The 1,429-nt window shown below is 51.6% G+C and carries 1 protein-coding gene; it reads right to left on the bottom strand.

The window, feature by feature from the left end; all coding sequences use genetic code 11:
- Positions 1-180: 180 nt before the first annotated feature.
- A partial coding sequence (locus tag KDK14_RS04335; RefSeq protein WP_257263792.1) for a hypothetical protein occupies positions 181-1,429 on the bottom strand: 1,249 nt, incomplete at its 5' end.

Here is a 1,429-nt window from a genome sequence, read left to right on the forward strand (position 1 = left end):
TCAGTCCTTTGACATCAGATTTCAGGAAAATATCAATCGGGGTGGTGAAAGGCAGGTATATACCAGTCACTACTTAAATCTGTTCAGAATTACAGTAATATGCCTTTGCTGGGTGCTCAATAGTTACGCAAAAAGTTCCATTACGGGCCCATTGTCCCTGGCGGCATGGTCATGGCGATTTTATCGGCCTTCCCCTGTGGGCGCAGTTTGAGCATCAGGCTTCTTTATTGGCACCAGCATTTCCCATTCTCTCGGGAAGCCATCGTTAGCCAAGTAAGGACGCTTCTCGCAGGCCACGGCAATACCCCGATCCTTCAGCACTTTCAGGGCATCCTCCGAAGCCAGCGTTTCCCGGGTCAAGGTGCCCGTATTCATCCGTATACCTGCGCTCTTCAGCCGATGCAACTCTTGCTCTATTGCCTGTTGTGTTGCCGGGCTCAGCAGTGACGGGTCATGTTCGTACTGCATCTTTTCCAGCCGTGTCATTCCAGCCGGAACCACCACCTGCTGGAGATCGTACCAGCTGTTATGAATACCATAAGTGACCCCCTTGCCTTGATCTGCCTTGCAGGCTTGGTGGCTGGGGTCTGTGCAGGTAATAATGCCGGCCATTTTGGCAATTTTGCGCCGAACATTATCATCAATAAACCGGTCCATTTCTTGCGTGGGCTTCGCTGTCCGGTCAAAATACAGCGTGATTTTTTTGCCATATTGCAGCATGATTTTTTCGCCCTCAGGCATCAGACCGTAGACTTCTGTGTAGGGGTTTTTGCGCCTGTCCGCAGGGCATGTGGTTACCTGCACCAGGTCAGCAGCGCCGTGCATGGCGGCTTCCAGATGCCGCTGGAATTCCGTCTTGTGGTCAGGCTCGCTGGTAAAATCCCCGGCCCACGGGTGCGGCAGGTCAAGGCAGGAAGCGTTGAAAAACTCAGGCTGAGTCACCAACCCGGGAAATTCAGGCTCAACGATATAGCGAATAAAGTCCATACGAACGGCAAAGCGTAATATACGTAAATACCAGAGCACGTTGGCAGTCAGGTTCTGATCCGCTTCACCATCGATATCGTCGTTCATACTGACCATCGCCAGGGCGACCTCATCCAGCAGCTGTTCAGGGAAGTGCCCGGCCAGGTCCCGTTTGAAGTAAACAGCTGACCTGGTTTTTTCTTTCGATTTGGCGACATCTTCAGTTGCGGCATCCTGATAAATAATGGCCAGTGGCAGGAGACTTTTTTCGACTGGATTAAAAGAGTGAACCTGACATCTCTCCAGCAATTCCATATACCAGAGCCCATTATTCCTGGCTCGCAGGGCATGATTGCAAGAGTGATCCTTTTTCCACGCTTCTGTAAAGAATTCGTATAGGCTGGCCAACACCCGCTCCGGTCCCGGGCGACGGTAATAATGCTGTAACACCGTGAGGATAGTG

This window comes from Endozoicomonas sp. ONNA2 (assembly GCF_024606365.1).
In the GTDB taxonomy this organism is placed as follows: Bacteria; Pseudomonadota; Gammaproteobacteria; order Pseudomonadales; family Endozoicomonadaceae; genus Endozoicomonas.